11 protein-coding genes and 3 pseudogenes are annotated in these 25,328 nt (G+C 71.6%); 9 read left to right on the top strand and 5 right to left on the bottom strand.

Features of this window, described 5'->3' with window-relative positions; genetic code table 11:
- Positions 1-8 precede the first annotated feature (8 nt).
- From CP970_RS02220 to CP970_RS02195, 7 genes and pseudogenes are all read left to right on the top strand, one after another.
- Positions 9-9,419 (top strand): annotated as a pseudogene (locus CP970_RS02220) (beta-ketoacyl synthase N-terminal-like domain-containing protein); the annotation flags it as partial.
- Between the two features lie 215 nt (positions 9,420-9,634).
- Complete coding sequence (locus tag CP970_RS45720) at positions 9,635-10,705, top strand: beta-ketoacyl reductase (RefSeq protein WP_317987185.1); 1,071 nt, start codon at positions 9,635-9,637, stop codon at positions 10,703-10,705.
- A 3-nt stretch (positions 10,706-10,708) separates the two neighbouring features.
- A complete protein-coding gene (locus CP970_RS02215) occupies positions 10,709-11,746 on the top strand; it encodes an ornithine cyclodeaminase family protein (protein ID WP_150492892.1) in 1,038 nt (345 codons plus the stop codon).
- 20 nt (positions 11,747-11,766) lie between these two features.
- A complete protein-coding gene (locus tag CP970_RS02210) occupies positions 11,767-12,618 on the top strand; it encodes a 3-hydroxyacyl-CoA dehydrogenase family protein (protein ID WP_150492890.1) in 852 nt (283 codons plus the stop codon).
- Complete coding sequence (locus CP970_RS02205; protein ID WP_055557004.1) at positions 12,615-12,875, top strand: acyl carrier protein; 261 nt, start codon at positions 12,615-12,617, stop codon at positions 12,873-12,875. Before CP970_RS02210 ends, CP970_RS02205 begins: the two co-directional genes overlap by 4 nt.
- Positions 12,868-13,968 (top strand): acyl-CoA dehydrogenase family protein, encoded by a 1,101-nt coding sequence (locus CP970_RS02200; RefSeq protein WP_150492888.1) that lies wholly within the window; start codon positions 12,868-12,870, stop codon positions 13,966-13,968. Before CP970_RS02205 ends, CP970_RS02200 begins: the two co-directional genes overlap by 8 nt.
- A 10-nt stretch (positions 13,969-13,978) precedes the next feature.
- Positions 13,979-15,067 (top strand): HAD-IIIC family phosphatase, encoded by a 1,089-nt coding sequence (locus tag CP970_RS02195; protein WP_150492886.1) that lies wholly within the window; start codon positions 13,979-13,981, stop codon positions 15,065-15,067.
- Here the strand turns inward: CP970_RS02195 and CP970_RS02190 are convergent.
- The 5 genes and pseudogenes from CP970_RS02190 to CP970_RS02170 form a co-directional block, all read right to left on the bottom strand.
- A pseudogene (locus CP970_RS02190) lies at positions 15,045-15,712 on the bottom strand (O-methyltransferase). The gene CP970_RS02195 and the pseudogene CP970_RS02190 overlap by 23 nt on opposite strands.
- A 78-nt stretch (positions 15,713-15,790) precedes the next feature.
- The gene (locus tag CP970_RS02185; RefSeq protein ID WP_055551085.1) at positions 15,791-16,951 is read right to left on the bottom strand and encodes an acyl-CoA dehydrogenase family protein; all 1,161 of its coding nucleotides are present in this window, start codon (positions 16,949-16,951) and stop codon (positions 15,791-15,793) included.
- A pseudogene (gene ccrA, locus CP970_RS02180) lies at positions 16,948-18,284 on the bottom strand (crotonyl-CoA carboxylase/reductase). Before ccrA ends, CP970_RS02185 begins: the two are co-directional and overlap by 4 nt.
- Positions 18,281-20,671, bottom strand: a complete 2,391-nt coding sequence (locus CP970_RS02175; RefSeq protein WP_224058169.1) for a beta-ketoacyl synthase N-terminal-like domain-containing protein — start codon at positions 20,669-20,671, stop codon at positions 18,281-18,283. Before CP970_RS02175 ends, ccrA begins: the two are co-directional and overlap by 4 nt.
- 7 nt (positions 20,672-20,678) lie before the next feature.
- Entirely contained in the window at positions 20,679-21,959 is a 1,281-nt protein-coding gene (locus CP970_RS02170) for an acyltransferase domain-containing protein (protein WP_150492884.1), read from the bottom strand.
- A 533-nt stretch (positions 21,960-22,492) separates the two neighbouring features.
- Here CP970_RS02170 and CP970_RS02165 point away from each other — a divergent pair.
- Positions 22,493-24,580 (top strand): ATP-binding protein, encoded by a 2,088-nt coding sequence (locus CP970_RS02165; RefSeq protein WP_055549634.1) that lies wholly within the window; start codon positions 22,493-22,495, stop codon positions 24,578-24,580.
- A 66-nt stretch (positions 24,581-24,646) separates the two neighbouring features.
- Positions 24,647-25,168 carry a hypothetical protein gene (locus CP970_RS02160; RefSeq protein ID WP_150492882.1) on the top strand — a complete coding sequence of 174 codons (522 nt, stop codon included), beginning with the start codon at positions 24,647-24,649 and terminating at the stop codon, positions 25,166-25,168.
- Positions 25,169-25,328: the final 160 nt, after the last annotated feature.

The raw sequence follows: 25,328 nt of genomic DNA, 5'->3' as shown, positions 1-25,328 counted from the left end.
CCGCGAACGAGCCGCTCGCCGTCGTCGGGATGGCGTGCCGCCTGCCCGGCGGCATCACGTCCCCGGAAGAGCTGTGGGAGCTCGTCGAGGACGGCGGTGACGCGGTCGGCGACTTCCCCACCGACCGGGGCTGGGACGTGGCCGCACTACACGCCGCCGCCGAGTCCGCGACGTCGAGGGCGGGTGCGCTCATGGGCGCCGCCGACTTCGACGCCGCGTTCTTCGGCATCAGCCCGCGGGAGGCCACCGCGCTCGACCCGCAGCAGCGGATCCTTCTCGAGATCGCCTGGGAGGCCATCGAACGCGCGGGTATCAAGGCGGACGTGCTGCGCGGCACCGACACAGGAGTGTTCGTCGGCGGCTTCTACTACGGCTACGGCGCCGGTGCGGACCTGGGTGGCTTCGGCGCCTACAGCACACAGCCCGCGGTCCTTGCGGGCCGCCTCTCATACTTCTTCGGACTCGAAGGCCCCGCCGTCACCGTCGACACGGCGTGCTCGTCGTCCCTGGTCGCCCTGCACCAGGCCGGTCAGGCACTGCGCGCGGGCGAGTGCTCCCTCGCGCTCGTCGGCGGTGTCACGGTGATGGCGTCGCCGCAGAGCTTCGTGGAGTTCTCCCGGCAGGGCGGCGTGGCCCCGGACGGGCGGTGCAAGGCGTTCGCCGACGCGGCGGACGGCACCGGGTTCGCCGAGGGCGCCGGTGTCCTGGTCGTGGAACGGCTGTCCGACGCGGAGCGCAACGGTCACACCGTTCTCGCGGTCGTACGCGGCTCGGCGGTGAACCAGGACGGCGCGTCCAACGGCATCTCCGCACCGAACGGCCCGGCCCAGCAACGGGTGATCCGTCAGGCACTCGGAAGTGCGGGACTCGCTCCAGCCGACGTCGACGTGGTGGAGGCGCACGGGACGGGAACGGTCCTCGGCGATCCGATCGAGGCGCAGGCGGTTCTGGCGACGTATGGGCAGGGTCGTGAAGTTCCGTTGTTGTTGGGTTCGTTGAAGTCGAACATCGGTCATGCGCAGGCGGCGGCGGGTGTTGCCGGTGTCATCAAGATGGTGATGGCGATGCGGCGTGGGGTGGTGCCGCGGACGTTGCATGTGGATGAGCCGTCGTCACACGTGGACTGGACGACCGGGGCGGTTGAGCTGCTCACGGAGGCGAGGCCGTGGCCGGAGTCGGACCGCCCGCGCCGGGCCGGTGTGTCCGCGTTCGGGGTGAGTGGCACGAATGCGCATGTGATTTTGGAGGAGGTTGCGGAGTCGTCGGTTCGTAGCGGGGGGTCGTCGGGTCTGGTGCCGTTGCCGGTGTCGGCGCGTACGGAGTCGAGCCTGGCGGTCCAGGTGGAGCGGCTGGGTGCGTACGTGCGGAGTGGGGCGGACCTCAGCGCGGTGGCGGATGGCCTGGTCCGTGAGCGGGTGGTCTTCGGCCATCGGGCGGTGTTGCTGGGGGAGAGCACGGTTGCCGGGGTGGCTGAGGGCGAGCTGCGGACGGTGTTCGTGTTCCCGGGGCAGGGCTCGCAATGGGTGGGCATGGGCCGGGAGTTGATGGGCGCCTCGGAGGTGTTCGCGGCGCGGATGCGGGAGTGTGCGGCGGCGCTGGAGCCGCATACCGGCTGGGATTTGCTGGATGTGCTGGGCGAGGCGGTGGTGGCTGATCGGGTGGAGGTGTTGCAGCCCGCGTCGTGGGCGGTGGCGGTGAGCCTGGCCGCACTGTGGCAGGCCCACGGGGGCACTCCGGATGCGGTGATCGGGCATTCGCAGGGGGAGATCGCCGCGGCGAGTGTGGCGGGGGCCTTGAGTCTGGAGGACGCTGCGCGAATCGTGGCCTTGCGCAGCCAGACCATCGCCGCGCGGCTGGCCGGTCGTGGGGCGATGGCGTCAATTGCCATACCCTCTGCCGAGGTTGAGGTGATGGAGGGAGTGTGGGTCGCGGCCCGCAACGGCCCCTCCTCGACTGTGATCGCGGGCGATCCGGCGGCGGTGGAGCAGGTGCTGGCCCGCTACGAGGCCGAGGGTGTGCGGGTGCGCCGGATCGCGGTGGATTACGCCTCGCACACCCCGCACGTGGAAGCGATCCAGGACGAGTTGGCCGAGGTCCTGGAAGGGGTGACGGCCCAAGTCCCCACAATCCCTTGGTGGTCGACGGTCGACAGCGACTGGGTGACCGAACCGGTCGATGACGACTACTGGTACCGCAACCTGCGTCAGCCGGTGGCGATGGACACGGCGATCGGCGAGCTGGACGGTTCGCTGTTCATCGAGTGCAGTGCCCATCCGGTGCTGCTGCCCGCCTTGGACCAGGAGCGTACGGTCGCTTCCCTGCGTACCGATGACGGTGGCTGGGAGCGGTTCCTGACCGCGCTCGCCGAGGCCTGGACCCAGGGCGCGGACGTCGACTGGACCATCCTCGTCGAGCCCGCCCCGCACCGGTTGTTGGATCTGCCGACCTACCCCTTCGACCACAAGCGGTACTGGCTGTTGCCTGCCCCGGAGGGTGGCGCGGGGATCGGGCATCCGTTCCTGTCGAGTGCGGCGGTGCTGCCGGGCAGCGACGGCGTACTACTCACGGGCAAGCTGTCCCTGGCCACGCATCCGTGGCTGGCCGATCACGCCGTGCAGGACATGGTGTTGCTGCCGGGCACGGCGTTCCTCGAACTTGTGGTGCGGGCCGGTGACGAGGTCGGCTGCGACACCATTGACGAACTGGTCATCGAGACCCCGCTCGTACTGCCCGTCACCGGTGCCGTCGATCTCACCGTCACTGTCGACCAGCCCGACGACACCGGATGCCGCCCGGTGAGCGTCCACGCACGCCCCGAAGGAACCGACACCTGGACCCGCCACGCCACCGGCACACTCGGCCGCGCCGGAAACACCGTGGCGGCCCCCTCGTCCGCGTGGCCGCCGCCCGGGGCACAACCCGTCGACGTCACCGGCTTCTACGAGCGGCTCGCTGAGACCGGCTACCTCTACGGCCCGGCATTCCGCGGCCTGCGCGCGGCTTGGCGCGCAGGCGAAACCTTGTACGCCGAGGTGGAGATCGCCGCGGAACAGGCGGACGACACGTCCCGCTACGGCGTACACCCGGCCCTGCTCGACGCGGCGCTGCACGTCACCTGCCTGCCGCCGCTCACGGGGCAGGATTCGGACTCGGCGTCGGAGGTGAAGCTGCCGTTCTCGTGGAACGGCGTACGGTTCCACACGACCGGCGCCACCACGCTGCGTGTCGCGATCACCCCGGGCCCCCATGGCGTGGCCGTGCACGCGGCGGACCCGGCAGGCCACCCTGTGGTGACCGTCTCCGAGTTGACCGCGCGGCCGGTGAACGTCAGCACCGACGCCGACACCGACGCCGCCGTCCGTAACTCCCTGTACGACCTCTCCTGGACCGAACTGCCCACTCCCGCCTCCACCCCCGGTCCCGCGGACGCGGTCCAAGTCGTCTCAGCAGTCCCGGACCCGGGCGCGGACGTGCTCGACGAGACCTACCGGCTCTCCGAGCTCGTGCTCGCCGAGTTGCACCGGGTGATCGCCGACGACAGCCTCGCGGAGACCACTATCGTCGTCCGCGTCGACGCGGGACCGACCGGGGGAGCGGTCGCAGGACTCGTCCGGTCCGCGCAGGCCGAGCATCCGGGCCGATTCGTGCTCGTGGAGACCGGCGCCGACACCTCCGTCGAGGCGATGGCCGCGGCCACGACACTGGCCGAGCCGTACGTTCGCGTCACCGACGGCCGATACGAGGCGCCCCGGCTCACCCGGGCGGTCGCCACGCCGCCGTACGAGCCGTTGCTCGACCCGGACGGCACGGTGGTCATCACCGGCGGCTCGGGCGTGCTGGCCGGTCTTCTCGCCCGGCGGCTCGTCGCCGAGCACGGCGCCCGCCATCTGTTGCTGCTGTCGCGCAGCGAGCCGCCGGCGGACACACCCGGCGTCCACGTCCGCTGTGACGTCTCCGACAGGGACCAGCTCGCCGCCGCGCTCGCCGCCGTGGATCGGCCGCTCACGGCGGTCTTCCACACGGCGGCGGCGCTCGATGACGGTGTGGTCGCGGCGCTCACGCCGGAGCGGCTCGCCACCACGCTGCGCCCCAAGGCCGACGGCGCCTGGCATCTGCACGAGCTGACTCGCGGTGCGGACCTGCGCGCGTTCGTCCTCTACTCGTCCGTCGCGGGCATCCTCGGCGGCCGTGGCCAGGCCAACTACGCGGCGGCGAACGGGTTCCTCGACGGACTCGCCGCGCAGCGCCGTGCCGAGGGGCTGCCCGCGCTGTCACTGGCCTGGGGACTGTGGGCCGACGACAGCGGACTCACCGGCGGCATGAGCGACACGAACCGGACCCGCGTACGCCGCGGTGGTTTCCGCCCCATGCAAGCAGGCCTGGCCCTACGCCTGTTGGAGACCGCGGCCGGTTCCGATGCCGCGTTCGCCGTGGCGGCCATCATGGACCTGCGCGAACAGACGTCCCCCCTCCTCGCGAGCTTGCGCCGCTCCGTGCCGCGCGGGGCGGCCGCCACCACTGTCCCGCTCGCCGAGCGGCTCGGCGCCATGACCGGCGCCGACCGGGATGCCGCGCTGCTCACCCTGGTCCGCGACTGCGCGGCGGCGGTGCTGGGCCACGTGGACGCCGCGGGCGTCCCGGCGGACGCGGCGTTCAAGGACCTTGGTGTCGACTCGTTGACCGCCGTCGAGCTGCGGAACCGGCTCGCCGCGGCGACCGGCGTCCGACTGCCCGCCACGCTCGCCTTCGACCATCCGACACCGAGGGCCATCGCGTCACGGCTGGACGAGGCGCTGGTCGGCGGCGCAGTCCCGGCCGCGGTTCCGGCGGCCGCCGCGTCCCGCGACGAGCCCCTCGCGATCGTCGGCATGGCCTGCCGCCTGCCCGGCGGCGTCGCCTCCCCGGGTGACCTGTGGCAGATGCTGGACAGTGGCGGCGACGCGGTCACCGGCTTCCCGGTCGACCGCGGCTGGGACCCTTCGGGCCTCACCGGCGGACCGGACGCGGATCGCGGCGGTTTCCTCTCCGACGCCGCCGACTTCGACGCCGCGTTCTTCGGGATCAGTCCGCGCGAGGCGCTGGCCATGGACCCGCAGCAGCGGATCCTGCTGGAGACGACGTGGGAGGCGTTCGAGAACGCGGGCATCGTGCCGGGCACGCTGCGCGGAAGCGACACCGGCGTGTTCATGGGGGCCTTCTCCTACGGGTACGGCGTCGGCGCCGACCTGGGCGGGTTCGGCTCGATCGGCGTGCAGCCCAGCGTCCTCACCGGCCGGATCTCGTACTTCTACGGGCTCCAGGGCCCGGCGTTCACCGTCGACACGGCGTGCTCGTCATCGCTCGTCGCGCTGCACCAGGCGGGGCACGCCCTGCGCCACGGTGAGTGCTCGCTCGCGCTGGTCGGCGGTGTCACCGTCATGGCGAACCCGGACGGATTCGTCGAGTTCGAACAGCAGGGCGGGCTCTCTCCCGACGGCCGCTGCCGCGCGTTCGCGGACGCCGCGAACGGCACCGGATGGGCGGAAGGCGCCGGTGTCCTGGTCGTGGAACGGCTTTCCGATGCGGAGCGCAACGGTCACACCGTTCTCGCGGTCGTCCGTGGTTCTGCGGTGAACCAGGACGGCGCGTCCAACGGCCTCTCCGCGCCGAACGGCCCGTCGCAGCAGCGCGTGATCCGGCAGGCCCTGGCGAACGCGGGGCTCGGCGCGGCGGATGTGGATGTGGTGGAGGCGCACGGGACGGGGACGGTTCTGGGGGATCCGATCGAGGCGCAGGCGGTTCTGGCGACGTATGGGCAGGGTCGTGAAGTTCCGTTGTTGTTGGGTTCGTTGAAGTCGAACATCGGTCATGCGCAGGCGGCGGCGGGTGTTGCTGGTGTCATCAAGATGGTGATGGCGATGCGGCGTGGGGTGGTGCCGCGGACGTTGCATGTGGATGAGCCGTCGTCACACGTGGACTGGACGGCCGGAGCTGTTGAGGTGGTCACCGAGGCGAGGCCGTGGCCGGAGTCCGGCCGGGTGCCGCGCGCGGGTGTGTCGTCGTTCGGGGTCAGTGGCACGAACGCGCATGTGGTGCTGGAGGGTGCGCCTGAGCCGTCTTCGGGTGCGGAGGCTTCCTCGGGTGGGGGGTTGGTGCCGTTGCCGGTGTCGGCGCGTACGGAGTCGAGTCTGGCGGTCCAGGTGGAGCGGCTGGGTGCGTACGTGCGGGGTGGGGCGGACCTGGGCGCGGTGGCGGATGGTCTGGTGCGTGGGCGTGCGGTGTTCGACCGTCGGGCGGTGTTGCTGGGGGAGAGCACGGTTGCCGGGGTGGCTGTGGAGGGGGCGCGGACGGTGTTCGTGTTTCCGGGGCAGGGCTCGCAGTGGGTGGGGATGGGCCGGGAGTTGATGGGCGTCTCGGAGGTGTTCGCGGCGCGGATGCGGGAGTGTGCGGCGGCGCTGGAGCCGTACACGGGGTGGGATGTGCTGGATGTGTTGGGTGAGGCGGTGGTGGCTGATCGGGTGGAGGTGTTGCAGCCCGCGTCGTGGGCGGTGGCGGTGAGTCTGGCCGCACTGTGGCAGGCGCATGGTGTCGTCCCGGATGCGGTGGTGGGGCATTCGCAGGGGGAGATCGCCGCGGCATGTGTGGCGGGAGCGTTGAGTCTGGAGGACGCCGCGCGGGTCGTGGCCTTGCGCAGCCAGACCATTGCCGCGCGGCTGGCCGGGCACGGGGCGATGGCGTCAATCGCCTTGCCCGCCAGTGCCGTTGAGGTGATGGAGGGGGTGTGGATCGCGGCGCGCAACGGTCCGGAATCCACCGTGGTCGCGGGCGATCCGGCGGCGGTGGAGCGGGTGCTGGCCCGGTATGAGGCTGCGGGTGTGCGGGTGCGCCGGATCGCGGTGGATTACGCCTCGCATACCCCGCACGTGGAAGCGATCCAGGACGAACTGGCCGACGTCTTAGGGGGGATCACCAGCAGCGCACCTGACATCTCCTGGTGGTCGACGGTGGACAGCGGCTGGGTGACCGAAGCGGTCGGCGACGACTACTGGTACCGCAACCTGCGTCAGCCGGTGGCGATGGACACGGCGGTCAGTGAGCTGGACGGTTCGCTGTTCATCGAGTGCAGCGCCCACCCGGTGCTGCTGCCCGCCCTGGACCAGGAGCGCACGGTCGCTTCCCTGCGTACCGATGACGGCGGCTGGGACCGGTTCCTGACCGCCCTCGCACAGGCCTGGACCCAGGGCGCGGACGTCGACTGGACCACCCTGATCGAGCCCGCCCAGCACCGCCTGTTGGACCTGCCCACCTACCCCTTCGACCACAAGCGGTACTGGCTGCAGCCCGCCCCGGTCGGCGGCGCGGGGATCGGGCATCCGTTCCTGTCGAGTGCGGCGGTGCTGCCGGGCAGCGACGGCGTGCTGCTCACGGGCCGGATCTCTCTGCGTACCCATCCCTGGCTGGCCGATCACACGGTGCAGGACACGGTGTTGCTGCCGGGCACGGCGTTGCTCGAACTCGTGGTGCGGGCCGGTGACGAGGTCGGCTGCGACACCATCGACGAGCTGGTCATCGAGACGCCACTCACCCTGCCCGTGACCGGTGCTGCCGATCTCACCGTCACCGTCGATCAGCCCGACACCACCGGACGCCGCCCAGTGAGCGTCCACGCACGCCCCGAAGGAACCGACACCTGGACCCGCCACGCCACCGGCACACTCACCACCAACATCGGCCCTGATCCCACCCATCCCGATTCCAGCACCGACACGTTCCTCCAGTGGCCCCCGCCCAACGCACAACCTGTCGACGTCACCACCTTCTACGACGAGCTCGCTGACGCCGGTTACGGCTATGGACCGGCGTTCCAGGGACTGCGCGCCGCCCGACAAGATGGCGACACCGTCTACGCGGACGTCACCCTCTCCGACGAGCAAGCCGCCGAGGCGACCCGCTATGCCCTGCACCCCGCCCTGCTCGACGCGGCCCTGCAAGCCGTCGCCTTCACCGTGCCGGACGACAGTGCCCCCGGCCTGCCGTTCGCGTGGACGGGGGCCCGGTTCGTCAGCGCCGGTCCCACCACGCTCCGAGTCGTGATCACCCGGGACGGGGACGAACTGAGCCTGCGCGCCGCCGACTCCACCGGCCAACTGGTCGCCGAGATCCGGACGATCCGCACCCGCCCGCTCTCCCCGCCCGCGGACACCGGCCTGATGCGCCTGGCCTGGACCGAGGTCGCCGTACCCGTGGACGTCCCCACGGGCGACGTGGACGTCATCACGCTGCACGCCGCTGCCGACGATGACCCGACGGCCGAGACACGCGCGCTGACGGCCCACTTGCTGGCGGCCCTGACCGGAACCGACCAGACCCTGCTCGTGCACACCACCGAGGGCCTCGCCACCGCCGCGGCCGCCGGGCTCCTGCGCGCCGCCCAGGCCGAGCAACCCGGCCGGTTCGTCCACGTCGAGACCGCGCCCGGAGTCACACTCGAACCCGAGCAGCAGCGCATCGCTGTCGCACTGGACGAGCCACGTCTTCGCCTGCGCCGCGGCCGGTTCGAGGCGGCCCGCCTCACCCGTGTGCCGGAACCGCTCATCGTGCCGGAGAGCGATACGTGGTTGATCCGACCGGCGCCCACGGGCACTCTCGACGGCCTCACCGCGGCCGATTCGGCGGAACCCTGGCGCCCGTTGGCGCCGACCGAGGTCCGGATCGGCGTACGTGCGGCGGGTCTCAACTTCCGTGACGTGCTGATCGCGCTCGGCACCTATCCCGGCCGGGGCGTTCTCGGCGGCGAGGCTGCGGGCGTCGTCCTGGAGACCGGCGCAGACGTTTCCGGCCTGACAGCGGGCGACCGCGTCTTCGGCCTCGTGGGGACCGGTTTCGGCCCCACGGTCATCGCCGACCACCGCATGCTGGGCCGGATGCCGGACGACTGGACGTTCCCGCAGGCGGCGTCGGTGGTGACGGTGTTCGCGACCGCCTGGTACGGCCTGGTCGACCTGGCCAAGCTGCGCCCCGGCGAGCAGGTCCTCATCCACGCTGCGGCCACCGGAGTCGGCGCGGCCGCCGTCCAGATCGCCCGCCACCTGGGCGCGGACGTGTACGCCACCGCCAGCACCCCCAAACAGCACCTGGTGGACCTGGCACCCACCCACATCGCCGACTCCCGCAGCACCGCGTTCGCCGACACCTTCCCCCCGGTCGACGTCGTACTCAACTCCCTCACCGGCGAACTCCTCGACACCTCCACCGCACTCCTCGCACCCGGCGGCCGGTTCATCGAAATGGGCAAGACCGACATCCGCCACCACGCCCAGCAGCCCTTCGACCTCATGGACGCGGGACCCGACCGACTCCAGCAGATCATCACCCAACTCCTCGACCTGTTCGCGAACGGCACACTGCACCCCCTACCGGTGATGGTTCACGACATACGTCAGGCCCGCGACGCGCTGGCGACCATGAGCCGAGGCGAACACGTCGGCAAGCTGGTGCTGACGGTCCCGCGGCCGCTCGACCCCGAGGGCGCCGTCATCATCACCGGCGGCTCCGGCACCCTCGCCGGAATCCTCGCCCGCCACCTCAACCACCCCCACACCTACCTCCTCTCCCGCACACCCCCGCCCGACACCACCCCCGGCACCCACCTGCCCTGCGACGTCAGCGACCCCACCCAACTCGCCACCGCCCTCGCCCAGATACCCGAACCCTCACCGGCGTCTTCCACACCGCCGCCGCCCTCGACGACGCCCTCCTCGACAACCTCACACCCCAACGCATCGACACCGTCCTCCAACCCAAAGCCGACGCCGCCTGGCACCTCCACCACCACACCCACACCCACGCCACCGACCTCGCCGCATTCGTCCTCTACTCGTCCGCTGCCGGTGTGTTGGGCACGCCAGGTCAGGGCAACTACGCGGCGGCGAACGCGTTCCTCGACGCACTCGCCGAACACCGCCGTACGCAGGGGCTGCCAGGCCTTTCGATCGCGTGGGGGCTGTGGGACCAGGCGAGCGGTCTGACCGGCGAGCTGACCGACGCCGACCGGCGCCGCATGCGTCAAGGCGGGGCGAGGGCACTCACCGCCGAGCAGGGCATGCGCATGTACGACGCCGCCGTTCATGCCGGAACGGGCAGTGTCGTCGCCGTGGCGGGTGAACTTCCTTCGGACATACCGCTGTTGCGCGGTCGCCGCAAACCGGTGGCCCGGCGGGGCGCCCGCAACGAGGTCGCGCGCCACACCGACCTGCTCACGCTCGTACGGCAGAAGGCGGCAGCCCTGCTGGGGCACGCGGGACCGGAGGACGTCCCGGAGGACGCGGCGTTCCGGCAGCTCGGCGTCGACTCGCTCATCGCGGTGCAACTGCGCAATGGCCTCAACGAAGCGACCGGTCTGCGGCTCTCCGCCACGCTCGTCTTCGACTATCCGACGCCGCGCGCGCTCGCAGGCCGCATCGGTGAACTCCTGTCCCCGGACGATCCGGCGGCCGCGGTACTCGCGCAACTCGACCGCCTTGAGGAACTGGTCGCGGACGTCGACCCGGGTGATCGCAGGAACGACTCGATCGGGCCCCGCATCGGCGCCCTGTTCGAGCGCTGGCAGCGGGTGGGCCGCCCGGCCGTACCGGCGGACGTGTTGTCCGAGGACGCGACCGCGGACGAGATCTTCGACCTCATCGACCGGGAGCTGCGCACAGCCCCGACCAAGAAAGGGAGGTGACACATGCAGACCAAGATCCTGCGGCAGCGCGACATCAAGCAGATTCTCTCCGTGGTCGGCCGCGACGCGATCATGGACCGGCTGATCGACGACCTGCACAACGGCTTCGCCGCACTGGGCCGTGGAGAGCTCGCCGAGGCGCCACCACGCAGTGGATTCGCCCGCGGCGGCGAAGTGCCCGGCGTCATCGAGTTCATGCCGTACCGGGTGCCCGGTGTCGCCGTGACCATGAAGACGATCTCGTACAGTCCGCACAACTACCGGCGATTCCGGCTGCCGACGGTCGTCGGTACGGTGTCGCGCCTGGACGACGACAGCGGGAGCCTGATCGCGTTCGCCGACGCGGCCGTGATCACCGCGATGCGGACCGGCGCGGTCTCGGCGATCGCGAGCCGACTCCTCGCCAGGCCCGACAGCGCCACGCTCGCACTGATCGGCGCGGGCGCGCAGGCGGTGACCCAGGCGCACGCGCTCAGCAGGGTCCTGCCGATCGAGCGGATCCTGGTCAGCGACACCGACCCGGACCACGCGGAGTCCTTCGCGGGCCGCGTCGCGTTCCTCGGCCTCACGGTTGATGTCACCGGTCCCGCGGCGGCGGTCGCCGCCGCGGACGTCCTGAGCACCGTCACCTCGGTGCCCGCGGGCGAAGGCCCCGTGCTGCCTGCCGGGCCGCGACTGCCGCACCTGCACGTGAACGCGACGGGCGCCGACGAGCCGGGCAAGACCGAGTTGCCGAGACCTCTGCTGGACGACGCGTTCATCTGCGTCGACCACCCCGGACAGGCCCGCGCGGAAGGCGAGTTCCAGCAACTGCCGGACCGTGACCTTGGCCCGTCCCTCGCGAGCTTGTGCGCGGCGCCGAGCAGCGCGACGGCGCACGTCGACAGCCTGAGCGTCCTCGACTCCACCGGCAGCGCGTTCGCCGACCACATCGCGTTCGACGTGCTGCTCGGCTTCGCGGACGAGCTCGGTCTCGGCCGAAAGGCCGCGATCGGAGCGGCGCCGGAGGACGTACTCGACCCGTACTCGCTGCCGTGGTGAGGCCAGGGGAAGGAGAGGGCATGGCGCACCGGATCCTCGTGCTCGGCGCGGGAGTGATGGGCACCGGCATCACCACGCTCGCGCTGCGCCACGGCGTCCACGTGACGCTCGTCGACACCTCCGACGCGATCCTCGTGGCGGCGCGGACGCGGATAGCCGCCGAGCTGCGGATGGCACAGCTCGTGGCCGGGCCCGCCGAGGCCGACCCCGGCGTCCTTGAGACGACGACGTCGGTGCTGCCCGCGATCGGCATGGCCGACGCGGTGATCGAAGCCGTCGTCGAGGACGCCGTGGTCAAGGCGGACGTGCTCGCCACGGTCTCGGCGGCGGCGCCGCCCGGCACCCCGATCATCACCAACACGTCGTCGATCCCGGTCGACGAGCTGGCCGACGCCGTGGCACGGCCGGAGAACCTGCTCGGCACGCACTTCATGAACCCGTCGTACGTGATCCCCACGGTCGAGGTGATCCGCGGGCCCCGCAGCGGCGAACCGGCCATGGCCGCCGTCGCGGACCTCCTCGCGGTGCTCGGCCGCAAGCCGATCGTCGTCCGGGACGCGCCCGGCTTCGTCACGAGCCGGTTGCTCCATCCGATGATCAACGACGCGGCGCGGATCGTGCAGGAGGGCACCGCCTCCACCGAGGACGTCGACGCGCTCATGACGGGCTGCCTCGGCCATCCGACAGGGCCGCTGCGCACCGCGGACCTGATCGGCATCGACAACCTCGTCGACGCGCTGTGGGTGTTGCACAAGCGCACCGGCGACGACCGCAGCCGCCCCTGCGACCTGCTGCTCGGCAAGGTCCGCGACGGGCACCACGGCCGGAAGACCGGGCGTGGCTTCTACGACTACGAAGAGGTGTTCCGGTGACAGTCCCCGTCAAGGACGATCCCGTCGCGCGTGAGCTGGTCGCGTTCCTGGAGACGAAGACCAGGTCGGACTGGTCGGTGGAGCGCGACCTGTTCGCGGAGGGCGGCCTGTCGTCGCTGTTCGCGCTGGAGTTGGTGGTGTTCCTGGAGAAGACGTTCGGCGTGGAGATCGGGGGCCCGGACCTTCAGTTGGTGAACTTCCGGACCGTCGTGTCCATGGTCGAACTCGTCCACCGGCTGCGGGGCGAGGGTGCCTGAGCGCGACGCGCTGCTGACCGGCCTCGTCGGTGACCGGGCCGCAGGCTGGGACACGTCGGGCGAGCTGCCCCGCGACCTGCTCGTCCGCCTCGGCGCCGACGGCCTGCTCTGCGCGGAGGCCGCCGTCGAGCACGGCGGTCTGGGCCTCGGCAGCCGCGAGAACGGCCAGTTCACCGCGCACGTCGGCAGCCTCTGCAGTTCGCTGCGCAGCGTCATGACGTCGCAGGGGATGGCCGCGTGGACCGTGCGGCGGCTCGGCGACACCGGCCAGCGGTCGACGTACCTGAAGGAGCTGACCAGCGGGAAGCTCGCGGCGGTCGGCTTCAGCGAGCGCCAGGCGGGCAGCGATCTGTCGGCGATGCGCACGCGGGTGCGGATCGAGGGGGACACCGCGGTCGTCGACGGCCACAAGGTGTGGACCACCGCGGCCGCGTACGCGGACCACCTGGTCGTCTTCGGCCTCCAGGAGGACGGTTCCGGCGCGGCGGTGGTCGTGCCGGCCGACACCGCGGGCGTACGCGTCGAGCGTGTCCCGAATCCGTCGGGATGCCGTGCCGCGGGCCACGCCGACCTGCACCTCGACGGTGTGCGGGTGCCGGTGGGCGCGGTCCTGGCCGGGTCCGGGGCGTCGCTGCCGATGCTCGTCGCGGCGGCGCTCGCGTACGGGCGCAAGTCGGTCGCCTGGGGCTGCGTCGGGATTCTGCGGGCCTGCCGAGTCGCCGCGACGGCCCATGCTCGGACCCGGGAGCAATTCGGCCGACCGCTCGCCGACCATCAACTCGTCGCCGGGCACCTCGCCGACCTGTGGACCGCCGAACAGGTCGCGACGCGCGTGTGCGAGTACGCGAGCGACCGCTGGGACGAGGGCTCGCCCGACGCGGTGACCGCGACGGTCCTGGCCAAGCACGTCGCGGCGGAACGTGCCGCCGCGGGCGCCGCCACCGCCGCGCAGGTGCTCGCGTCGGCGGGCGCGACCGAGGGCCACGTCGTCGAGCGGGCGTACCGCGACGCGAAGCTCATGGAAATCATCGAGGGCAGCAGCGAGATGTGCCGGATGATGCTGGCGCGCCACGCGCTGGCGCTCCCGGCGTGAGAGGACGGCCATGACCACCACGACCATCGTCAAGTGCCTGGTCTGGGACTTGGACAACACCTTGTGGCGGGGCACCGTGCTTGAGGGCGACGAGGTGGTGCTCACGGACGAGATCCGCGAGGTGATCAGCACGCTCGACGGCCGGGGCATCCTCCAGGCGGTGGCAAGCAAGAACGACCACGACGTCGCCTGGCAGCACCTGGAACGGCTCGGCGTGGCCGAGTACTTCGTGCTGCCGCGCATCGGGTGGGGGCCGAAGTCGCAGTCCGTCCGCGAGATCGCCGAAGGCCTGAACTTCGCCCCCGCCACCCTCGCGTTCGTCGACGACCAGCCCGCCGAGCGTGCCGAGGTCGCGTTCCACCTGCCCGAGGTGCGGTGCTACCCGGCCGAGCAGGTGACCGCGCTCCCGGCACTGCCGGAGTTCCGCCCGGCCGCTTCCACGGTCGATTCGCGCCGACGTCGCCTGATGTACCAGGCCGGATTCGCGCGCGACCAGGCCAGGGAGACGTACTCCGGTCCCGACGAGGACTTCCTGCGCTCCCTGGACCTGTACATGACGATCGCGCCCGCGGGCCACGAAGAGCTCACCCGCGTCGAGGAGTTGACCCTGCGGACCAGTCAGATGAACGCGACCGGCGTGCACTACTCCGACGCCGAACTGCGCGCGCTGCTCGCCGACCCGGCGCACGAGGTCCTCGTCGTCACCATGGGCGACCGCTTCGGCCCGCACGGCGCCGTCGGCATCGTCCTGCTGGAGAAGACGCCGCGGGTGTGGCACCTGAAGCTGCTCGCGACGTCCTGCCGGGTCGTGTCGTTCGGTGCCGGTGCGACGATCCTCGACTGGCTCACGGACCGGGCCGCCCGGGCCGGGACGCATCTGGTGGCGGACTTCCGGCGTACGGAACGCAACCGCCTGATGGAGGTCGCCTACCGGTTCGCCGGTTTCGCGGAGACGAGCTGTGCCTGCGTGTCCGCGCTGGGCGAGGCGGCCGGCCGCGTCGAGCGCCTGCATCTGGAGCCCTCGCCGCGCCCCACGCCGAAGACGCTGACGCTGACCGCCGCCGACGGCATTCCGTTCACCGCTTCCGCAGCAAGGTGATGCCGTCGGCCGTCGTGAGCATCGCCAGATCCACCCGATCGTCGTCGCGCAGCGCCGCGTTGAGCGCGCGGACCGCGAGCGTGTCCGGGTCCCGCGCCGTGTCGTCGGCCACCCGCCCGAGGAACAGCGTGTTGTCGACGACGATCAGGCCGCCACCGCGCACCAGCGGCAACACCGCCTCGTAGTACGCCGGATAGCCCGCCTTGTCCGCGTCGATGAAGACGACGTCGAACGATCCCGGCCCCGCGCCCGCCTCGTCGAGCAGCCCGCGAGCACGTCCCGGGCGTCGCCGACCCGTACGTCGATCCGGTCGGCCACCCCGGCACGCTCCCAGTGCGGCCTGCCCACCTCCGGCCACTTCGCTGTCACGTCGCACGTCACCACCCGGCCCCCCGGCGGCAATCCACGGGCCAGGCAGAGCGTGCTGTAACCGGTGTACGTCCCGATCTCGAGCACCTGCCGCGTGCCGGTCAACAGCACCAGGAACTCGAGGAGTTGACCCTCCTCGGCCTGTACCGGCAGGACGCTGCCACCCGGCAGCCCGGCCGTCTCCGCGCGCAAGCGGCTCAGCACCTCGTCGTCGCGCAGCGAGACCTTGCGGACGTAAGCGAGCAGCGCGTCGGACATCGTCACCTGATTCGCCATGTGCTCTCCAGCTGGTGGGTCGCCATCTGTCGGATCGCCATCTGTCGGATCGCCATCTGTCGGGTCGCAGCGAGCGAGCTACGTGCGTTTCGCGGTGGGCACGACGAAGCGGTGGAAGACCAGATCGCGCAGGACGTCGTCGCCGCCTTCGATGATCGAGGCGTGCCGGACGTCCCGCAGCAGCTTGCCGATCGGCACGTCGTGCGTGTATCCGATGCCGCCGAACATCTCCGACGCGGTGGAGGCGATCTGCCAGGCGGTCTGCCCGCAGAACATCTTCGCGGTCAGCGCCGACTTCTGGGCGCCCTGCCGCAGCAGCGTCCTGGCGGCGTCCGGCCTGGCCGCCGTCGCGTCGTAGGTGCGCGCCGCCGCCAGACACTGGTTCGCCATCACCTCGATCTGCATCTCGAACTGGCCGAGCCGCCCGGCGAACACCGCGTCGTTGACGAGCGGAGCGCCCTTGAGCGACTTCGTCTTCGCGTACTCCATGCACAGGTCGCGGATCCTGCGCGCGACGCCGAGCGCGGTGGCGGCGATCAGGATCCGGCTGGCGTTGAGCCCGATCTCAAGGAGGCGAAGACCGTGGCCGTCCAGCGCGTTCCCGGCGGGCACGTGGCAGTCGGAGAACGACACTTGGTACGTCGCCGAGGCGCGCAGTCCGATGACGTCCCAGCGCTTGTCGATCCGCAGTCCCGGCGCGTCCCGCTCCACGGCGACCGCCAGATACCGGGTCGGGTTCTCCGCCGAGCGCGCGATGACGACGAGGAACTGCGCGAAGTCGGTGCTGGTGGAGAAGGCCTTGGTGCCGTCGAGCACGAGTCCTTCGCCGTCGCGGCGCACCACGGTGGAGATCTTGGCCAGCTCGCTGCCCGCCTCGTGCTCGCTGCCCAGCGTGGCGCAGAAGCCCCGATGAGCCACGAGGGGGTCGAGGAGCTTCTCCTTCAGCTCCGCACTGCCGTACCAACTGACCATGCTGGTGGTCAGGATGGGCAGGAACAGGGTGAACGCCACTCCGGCGTCCCCGTAGGCGAGTTCGGAGACGATCCGCACGCTGTCTTCGAGACCGAGCCCGAGGCCGCCGTGCTCCTCGGGAACCCACCAGTTCATCAGGCCCGTCTCCGCGAACCGCTCGTACAACGCCAGCGGCGCGTCCGCCAGCGAGTCCAGGTGGGTTTCCCTGCCCAGGACTTCCTGGGCGACGAACTTCCGCACGGTGTCGAGGTGTTCGGGCTCACTCACCGCTGTTGTCCTTTCTGGAAAAGGTCGATCCGGTCGAGCTTGCGGGCCCTGAGGTCGGGGTCACGCACTCCCATGCCGGGACGGTCGGCGAGGCACAGCACGCCGACCTTGCCGTGGTGGCTGTTGCCCGCCACGGCGTGGGTGGCGTCGCCGACGGCGTCGAGGGGATAGGCCCGCGAGAGCACCGGGTGGATGCTGCCCCGTACGACGAGGTCGTTGGCGGCCCAGGCCTCGCGGTAGTTCGCCATGTGTGACCCGATGATGCGCTTGACGTGCATCCACAGGTGCCGGTTGTCGTAGCTGTGCTGGTAGCCGGTGGTCGAGGCGCAGGTGACCACGCTCCCGCCACGGGCGGTGATCATGACGCTGACGCCGAAGGTGTCCCGGCCCGGGTGTTCGATGACGATGCTCGGGTCGTCCCCCGCGAGATTGCGGACGGCGCTGCGGAAGCGGCTCCACTCGCTGAGGCGCGGCTTGTCCTGCTCGTCCCAGAAGGTGAAGTCCTCCGCGGCGCGGTCGATGACGAGCTCCGCGCCCATCCGGCGGCACAGGTCGGCCTTGGCCTGCGAGGACACCACGCAGACGGGGATCGCGCCGCCGTTGAGGGCCAGTTGGGTCGCGTACGCGCCGACACCGCCCGCGGCACCCCAGATCAGGACGCGTTCGCCCTGCTTCATGTCCGCCCCGTGGTGGGAGACCAGCTGACGGTACGCGGTGGAGAGCGCGACCCCCAGGGAGGCGGCCTCCTCCCAGGTGAGATGGGCGGGCTTCGGCATCAGCTGGTTCGCCTTGACCAGGGAGAGCTCGGCGAGGCCGCCGAAGTTCGTTTCGTACCCCCAGACCCGCTGTCCGGGGTCGAGCAGCGTGTCGTCGTGCCCGCCCGGCGTCTGCAGGTCCGGCTGCAGACAGTGCGCGACGACCTCGTCGCCCGGCTTCCATTCGCGTACGCCGGGTCCGGTGCGCAGCACGACTCCGGAAAGGTCGGAGCCGAGCACGTGGTAGGGCAGGTCGTGCCGGGCCGCTTCCGGGGAGGTCCGGCCGAGCGTGCGCAGGAACCGGAAGGTGGAGACCGGTTCGAACAGCGCGGACCACACGGTGTTGTAGTTGATGGAGCTGGCCATGGTGGCGATGAGGACCTCGCCGTGGTCCAGCTCAGGGTGGCGACCTCCTGAACGTGGACCGTCTTGCGGGGGTCCCGGCTCTCGACGGGCGTTCCCGCGAGAGCCTGCTGGTCCGCCGCGAGGACGACGGCGGCGCGGTATTCGGCGGGGACGTCGCAGGCGGCGATGGCCCCCGGGTCGTCGGTGGCCGCGGCGTCGCGGAGGTGACTCATCGGCTGGTCCTTGTCTGCCGGTGGGGCGAGCTGTGGGCGACGGGGGAGAGGGTGATGACCGGTCCTGGCGCACCGTCCGCAGGGCCCACGGCGACGTCGCTCGCGTCGGCGTGCAGGGCGCGGATCACGGCGAGGACGCCGTCCGCGCCGAGAAAGGTCCGCCCTGTCCCGGCCGCTCCGCAGGTGAAGCGCGTCGAGGGCTGAGGAGTGCCGCTCCACGCCGTACGGACGTGGGCGAGCGGGTTCAGGCCGTGGGCGCGGGCGACCGAGTCACGGCTCAGGGCGAGGAGGAAGGCGCCCTCCGCGATGTGCTCGGGGTCGATGCCCATGACGTGCGCGAACTCCGGCCGTGCCGTGGCGCTGACACCGAGGACGAGTGCCATGTCCACGTCGCCGCGGGCCAGTTGCCGGGCCGCGGTGTGCACGGCGGTGAGTCCGCTGGTGGCGCCCGTGTCCACCAGCATGGTGGGGCCGCCGAGGTCGTGGCGGTTGGCGATGCGCGCCGGGATGATGTTGGGCAGGATGCCCGGCAACGTGTCCTTGGTGGTCGGCGGGGTCGTGGACCTGAGCTCGTCGAGCCAGTCGGTGAACGCCGCGTGGTCGGGACCGTCGAGGAGGCCGTCCAGCTCGGCGGCGTGGCAGCGCACCAGGTGGTCCATCGCGGACGGCGGCGGACCGCCCGCGGCGGCGAAGACTCCGGTGGTGGCGCGCACGGGGTCCCACAACTCGCCGTGCTCGGCGCTGAACAGGGACGCCACGCGCAGGGCCATGAGCTGGCCCGCGTCGGTGGACCGCACCGTGGGTGGCGGCAGCCGGACGTCCGGGAACGGCGGTGCCGGATAGCGGGGCCCGAACGTCCGCGGTCCCGGGGCACGGCCGTCGCGCACCAGCCGTGCCACCGCCGCGGGGTCCGGGTCGCCGGGCAGGTGGGCGGTCCAGGCGAGGAGGACCACCGGGTCGGTCTCCGGGGGCGGGACGTGCCGGACGCGTGGGACGGGGGCCCGGTCGGCTACCAGCAGATGGGCGTTGGTGCCGCCGAACCCGAAGGCGGAGACGCCCGCGACGCGGGGGCGCGGGCCGCCCTCGTGCCACGGGACCGCGTCGACGGGAACGCGTACCCCGTCGCCGTTCTCTGCCGTGAGACCGGGCTCGATGAAGCGGCGCTGCGCCGGTATCGCGCCCTCCCGCAGTGCCGTGAGGGCCTGGACGACCGAGACCACGCCGGAGCTCCAACCGGTGTGGCCGAGCAGCGACTTGTTGGATCCGCACCAGAGGCCGCCGGGGTCGGTGGCCTCGGCCAGGGTCTTGAGTTCCACGGCGTCGCCGACCGCGGTGCCCGTGCCGTGCGCGATCACCCAGTCGATGTCGTCGGCGGTCAGTCCGGCGTGCCGCCAGGCGCGGTCGAGGCACCGGCGCTGCCCCTTCGGGTTGGGGGCGTAGATCGCCGTGCCCCTGCCGTCCGAGGATCCGCCGAACCCCACGAGGACGCCGAGCACGGCGTCACCGTCCTCGACGGCCCGCCCCAGGCGCTTGAGCGCGACGATGCCCGCGCCGTCGGAGAACAGGGTTCCGTCCGCCCCGCGGTCGAAGGCACGCACGTCCCCGCCGGTGCTCAGCCCGCGCAGTTTGGAGAAGGTGACGTTGTAGCGCGGCGTCACGCCCGACACCCCGCCGCAGTAGGCGACGTCGCAGTCACCGGCCAGCAGACTCGCGACGCCGAGGCCGATCGCGTAGAGCGAGGATGAGCAGGCGGCGTCCACCACGGCGAACTCGCAGTCGGCGGGCAGCAGTCCGGCGGCCGCGGCCCGCGCGACACGGTCGGGCAGCGTGTCCACCGGCCGCCCGGCGCCGTGCCCGTGGTGGCGCCCCAGCAGGGCGCGCAGCCGTTCCGCCGCCTCGGCGCGCCGGACGGGATCGTCCCCGTGCAGGCGCTCGGCGGTGTGCAGGGCGACGGACTCGGCCAGGGTCGCCTCGTCGGTGCGCTGCCCGACGAGGGTGCTGCTGCCGACGTAGTAGGCGTACCGGTCGGTGTCGCGGGCGGTGACGGTGTCCCGTGCCCGCAGGAGGCAGTGCCGCAGCCAGACCGGGTTCTGGTCGGCGGCCGAGAAGGTGCCCGCCGCGATCTCCTCGGCGAGGCGGGGGTGGGGCCGGAAGTCGTGCAGGAAGCCCGAGGTGCGTACGTAGGCGCGGTCCTCGGCGGCGGGGTCGGGGGACCAGAAGGAGTCCAGCGGGAAGCGGTCCCCAGGCTCCTCGAACACGGGCCGGTCCCCGCTCAGCAGCTTCCACAGCTCGTCCGTGTCGCAGGCTCCCGGGACCGCGATGCCCATCCCCACCACGGCGACGGTGTCCGCGTGTGTGCCCGCGTCGTCCGGGCTGCCGGAGGTCACGACGCGCTCACCGCTGTTCGGCGCCCGTGGTGGCGCCCTCGCGCAGCAGGCCGGTGATGTACAGGGCCAGACCGGCGACCGTGGCATACGTTCCCGCGGTGGCGTCGTGGACCCTGTCCTGCAAGTCGAAGCGTCGCAACGCGCGTTCCTGCAGTTCGGTCATCGCCAGGGAATCGACTCCGAGATCGGCCTGGAAGTCGGCGTCGGCGGTGACCACGTCCAACGGATACTCGAGGATCTCGGCGCACACCGCGCGTACTCCTTCGAGGACCTCCGCATCGGCCGCGGCGGTCGGCGTCGGCTCCCCGGCCGCGGCCGACGGCTGGGCGGTCCGCAGCCGGGCGGACAGATCGGACGTGTCCATGGCCTCGCGGAGCGGTGCCAGGGTCACCGCACGGGGCAGTGACCCGGACACGATCCGGGTGAGGACGTCCAGCGCGCCGCACTCCACGAAGGTCGTGACCCCCTCGGCGTTCAGCGCGCGCACGGCGTCGTGGAAGCGCACCGGACGGGTCATGTCGGCCACCATCAGATCGACGACGTCGTCCCGCGCGGTCAGGAAGCGGCCCAGGCCATGGGAGTAGAAGAAGCGCTCGCGGGGCGCGGACATCCGCACGTTCCGCATCGTCCTCGCATAGAGGGCACTCGCGTCGGCCAACTGCGGCACGTGGAAGGGGCCGGGGACATGCAGCCGGGACGTGCGGATCTCCGCCTCTCGTGCCAGCTGCCGTACCTTGACCAAGTCCGCCTCGGTGCCGCTGATCACCGTCTGGCTCGGCGCGTTCCGCGCCGACACGGCCGACGCCTCGGCCTTCGCCGAAGCGATCAGCTCCTCGGCACGGGCCGTGTCCGCGTTCACCGCCAGCATCCCGCCCTCGGGCGGCGGCGCCTTGCGCAGGGTGGCGTGCCGTTCACAGACCGCCCTGGCGGCCTCGCCGGGGGTGAACACCCCGGCGACGGCCAGCGCGCCGAACTCCCCGAGACTGTGCCCGACGACATGATCGGGACGCATCTCGTACCGGGACTCCAGGAGCTCCGCCAGGGCGATGGACGTCGCAAGGATGGCCACGTCGAGCCGCTCGTGATCGGACTCGAGCAGCTGTGCCAGGGCCGGGGCGTCAGGCGAGAACAACAGAGGCTGCACCGGCTCGAGTTGGAACTCGGCGGTCACCGCGTCGATCTCCGCGACACGGGCCGATATCCGGTCGGCGTCCGCGCCGATACCGGCGAAGACACCCGGCACGTACGACCCTTGGCCGGGGAAGAGGAACGCCACCCCACTGGTCATGTCATCGTCCTTTCGTCGGGATGGCCCGAGCCGGCCGCACCCGGCCGGCTCGGGCCGACACTTCTCCTGCCGGACAGGGGGAACCGTGGAACGTGTCGCTGGACATGCTGAGTCGGATGAGACAGGCACGATCAGCTGGCGGGTGCCTTACCGCAGGACGAGGAGACGCGCACGACCGCCGCGCTCAGGGCGTGCGCGGAACCGACATGACAAGCGGAATTCCCCCATACGGGAACGCCCTGAGCATAAAGAGGCGGCCGTTGACCCGTCAGCCCCCTAAGGAGCCGATGCACACCCCCTAGATCGCCGTGGAGCATGTCTCTAGGGGGGCCTCGGGCCTCGGTAATGGTCCCCCTTCGTCCTCAAGGAACGAGGAACTGCCCGCGGCCGTAGCCGCCGTGGCCCGCGTCACCACCTGAACCCGCGCCGCTGATGTCCGAGAGCGCCGAAGGCGGTGCCACTGACCTGCCGCACGGGAGGGGCGCCGGGCGAAGGCGCGTGTCGGCGGGCGGTAACTGGTGGAGAATGCCTGGATGTTAGGCACCATTCCGCAGTACACGGACCTCTTCGTCGGGCGCGCGGGAGAGCGGGAGAGACTGCTCTCGACGATCACCACGCACCGGTTGACCACCCTCACCGGCCTCGGGGGAGTGGGCAAGAGCCGCCTTGCCGCGTACACCCTGAGCTCCCTGTCCGGCCGGGAGGCCGAGGCGCTCGGCGAGGTCCGGTGGGCCGATCTGGGTGTCCTGCCGGACGCCCGGCGGCTGGTCGGGACCGTGGCGGACGCCGTCGGGTTCGCGGACCACACGCACGGCAAACCAGTCGAAGCGCTGTGCGGCTGGCTGTCCGACCGGCGCGTGCTGCTGGTCCTCGACTCCTGCGAGCACCTGGTGCCGGCCTGCCGCGATCTGCTCGCCGAACTCCTCACGGGCTGTCCCCGCCTCACGGTCCTGCTCACCAGCAGGCAGCGGCTCGAGACGCCCGCGGAAGCCGTCATCGAGATCGACCCCCTGCCGCACGGCGACGACGCCTTCGCCCTCTTCGTCGACCGTGCCGTCGCCGTGGCTCCCGCGCTGCGGGTGCGCAGCGCACAGCAGAACGAGGACGCCAAGGAGATCTGCCGACTGCTCGACGGCGTCCCCCTCGCCCTGGAGCTCGCCTCCGCACAACTGATGCACCACACCCTCGCAGAGTTGCGCCGTCGGCTGCGCTCACAGCGGACGGCGCTGTCGGCCGCCGCGCCCACCTGGCCCCGGCGTCACCGCTCGCTGCACACGGCCATGGGGTGGAGCCACGAACTGTGCGAGCCGCTGGAGAGGCTGCTGTGGGCACGCCTCTCGGTCTTCCGGGGAACTTTCGACGAGGACGCCGCCCGCAGCATCTGCTCGGGGGGACCGCTGTCCGCGGCGGCGGTCGGCACCGCGCTCAAGGGGCTGACGGCCAAGTCCGTGCTCAGCCGCCGCCCGGACGGCAGGCTGCACCTGTTGGAGAGCGTGCGCGAGTACGGCTGGATGTGGCTCGGCGAGCTGCGGCAGCGCGAAGCCGTCCAGGCTCGGCACGCCGAGCACTTCCTCGCACTGGCCCGGTCCGCCGACGCCGGCTGGCTCGGAGCCGACCAGGTCACCTGGTACCAGACGATCGACGCGGCCCACACCGACCTGTGCGCCGCGCTGGACCATCTCGTCGACACCGCACCCGGGCGGGCGGCCGAACTGGCGGGTCTGGTCGGCTTCTTCTGGAGCTGCTGCGGTCACCTCCGCGAAGCACGTGCCTACCTCACCCAGGTCCTGCCGCTGTCGCGGTCCCACACCCCGGAGCGGGCCAGGGCCCAGTGGGCGCTGGGCGTGGCCACCCTCTTGCAGGGAGATCACGGGGTGGCCGCGGGCATCGGGCGCCGCTGCGCGCGCGACGCGGCACGCTCGAACGACAGCGAAGGACGGCTGGCGGCCGCCTACTTACTGGGCATCACCCACCTGCTCTGCGGCCGGGCGGAGGAGGCGTACGCCGCCGTCGTCGAGGCTTTCCGGCAGATGCCCTCGGCGGCGGACACCTCGCCCGCGGCGCCCGATGCCTCGCCCTCGGTGCTGCGGTGTCACCTCGTGGAGGTGTTCGCCCTGACCGGTCTCGGCCGACTGGCCGAGGCGGAGCGGAAGGCCATCTCCCTGCGGGCCGACTGCGTGGCGCGCGAGGAGTGCTGGACGACGGCCTACACCGACTACCAGTTGGCCCTCATCGCCCTCACCCAGGGCGAACCGGCCCGAGCCACCGAGCACGCCCGCGACATGCTGGCGGGCAAACGGCGGCTCGGGGACAGCTTCGGCGTGGCCCTCGGCCTGGACCTGCTGGCCGCGGCGACCGCGGCCCAGGGCCGTGGAGAGACGGCCGCGCTGGTGTCCGGGGCCGGTGAATCGTGCTGGCGCTCGGTGGGGCACACCCAACGGGGCATGCCCGAGCTGCGGGAGGTGCGCGAGGCCTGCTGGCGGACAGCCCGTGCGGCCATCGGCGAAGCGCTCTTCGAGCGGGCTTTCCGGCGCGGAATGGAGGCGGAGCCCGGATCCGTCGTCGCCCTCGCGGTCGAGAGGAGACTGCCCGACGACGTGAGCACCTCAGATGTTTCTTGATTGCTCAACGGGGGCTCTGGGAGCGGTGTGTACCGTGCGCAGGGCCCCTTCGGCATGGGAGAGAGTGTGAGTGACGGACTGACGTGGCTGGCGAACAGCGACGTGACGTGGGCGGGGTACTGCGTGACACTGGCCCGCGGGCTGGAGCCGGATGAGCTGGTGCGGCGCCTGGCGCGGGGTGAGCCGGGTCTGTTGGGTGAGTACACGGGCGGGACGCTGGAGGATTTCCTGCGGCGCAAGGATGCGCCCGCGCAGACGGCGGTGCGGTACGGCTCCGCTGAGGGGCTGTCCTTCGCGGTGGCATACGGGGACTGGCCGGGGTGTACGGGGCCGGGGTTCACCGTCGGTCTCTCCAAGGGGACGCACATCTTCCAGCTCTACTACGAGAGTGAGAATCCAAAGGCGCCGCCACCCTCATTCTCCTATTTCCACCAGGAGACGTACATGTGCGGTTTCGATCTGTGTTCGTTCCCGGATGTGGGCGGTACGGCGCCGGAGCTGATCAGGGCTGGTCCAAAGTCGTTTGCGCTTGGTGTAGTTGCTGGTCCCTTAGGGCTTCGGAGTAGTCGCGTGATGTCCGGTTCGTGACCATGCGAGGCCGAGGGTGGCGAGGGGGGCGGTTCACGTCGCGTGCGCCGCCTGGAAGTCCGGCTCCGGGCAAGGCGGTTCACCTGCTCGTGCACCGCATGCTCGCACCGGACGTTCGCCGAGCAGATACCGGCGCTGACACGCCGCTGCGCACGGCGGA

The sequence above is a fragment of the Streptomyces kanamyceticus genome, assembly GCF_008704495.1.
Lineage (GTDB): Bacteria > Actinomycetota > Actinomycetes > Streptomycetales > Streptomycetaceae > Streptomyces > Streptomyces kanamyceticus.
The sequence above is the reverse complement of the archived record's forward strand: the minus strand, read 5'-3'. Positions and strand labels throughout refer to the sequence as shown.

Coding starts and splice junctions, on each gene's coding strand:
- CP970_RS02210 (WP_150492890.1), top strand. CDS start 11,767: ATGGCGCACCGGATCCTCGTGCTCGGCGCGGGAGTGATGGGCACCGGC.
- CP970_RS02195 (WP_150492886.1), top strand. CDS start 13,979: ATGACCACCACGACCATCGTCAAGTGCCTGGTCTGGGACTTGGACAAC.
- CP970_RS02165 (WP_055549634.1), top strand. CDS start 22,493: ATGTTAGGCACCATTCCGCAGTACACGGACCTCTTCGTCGGGCGCGCG.
- CP970_RS02215 (WP_150492892.1), top strand. CDS start 10,709: ATGCAGACCAAGATCCTGCGGCAGCGCGACATCAAGCAGATTCTCTCC.
- CP970_RS02170 (WP_150492884.1), bottom strand. CDS start 21,959: ATGACCAGTGGGGTGGCGTTCCTCTTCCCCGGCCAAGGGTCGTACGTG.